The organism is Mesotoga sp. HF07.pep.5.2.highcov (genome assembly GCF_003666285.1).
Lineage (GTDB): Bacteria > Thermotogota > Thermotogae > Petrotogales > Kosmotogaceae > Mesotoga > Mesotoga prima.
This window is the reverse complement of the sequence record NZ_JFHJ01000133.1, coordinates 1-698: the sequence shown is the minus strand read 5'-3', so window position 1 is coordinate 698 and position 698 is coordinate 1. Positions and strand designations below refer to the sequence as shown.

The 698-nt window shown below is 44.0% G+C and carries 1 protein-coding gene; it reads right to left on the bottom strand.

Annotated elements, in window-relative coordinates; translation table 11 throughout:
- Positions 1 to 698: MFS transporter (locus BG32_RS02070; protein ID WP_121526325.1), on the bottom strand; the 698-nt coding region annotated here is incomplete at both ends.

Below are 698 nucleotides of genomic sequence, written 5' to 3'. Positions count from 1 at the left end.
TGAGAGAGCACCATTACTATGTTATTCAGACCAAAGATCTTTCCCTGATTTGCAAGGGAAACCGTATCTGAGACTATTGTCACGTTAAGGGCGAGAACGATTCCTAAAGCAAAGCTAAAGAGAATCAACACGATCAGCATCAGAAATGGGCCAAGATCGAGGAATCCAGAGTAGAAGATACTCACTAACATGAAAACGCCGGTTAAGATAGAAAGCGCTGTAATGTGCAGCCTTCTCTGTCCGAGCATTTTGCTCAGAGTGCCAGTCAAAAGAGAAGTCACGCCACTCACAAGAGTTGATATTCCCATTATCGACGAGGCAGTGCCAAGAGACACACCTATATCGCTGCTGATGAAAGAGGTCAAGTAAGGAAGTATCCCACCCATGGAAAACCATAAGCCAAACTGAGAGATCATTACAAAGACTATTTTTCTGTCAATTTTGAATCTCAAGTCTTCTTCCCTAATACCTACAGCGGCATCACCTACTTGAGAACCAGAACGAAAGAAGAAAATCGGAATAACTAGGACAGCTGCAGCAATCGAGAAAATCACAAATGCGGTCTCTTCGCTTCTTGAAAGGGCGACTCCAATGAACAGGGAACAGAGGAAGGTCGCTATATTCATAACACCCATCATGAATCCATAGTTTCTGTCCTTTCTGCCAGGCTTACTCACGTTGCTGACAAGGGCAGAGTA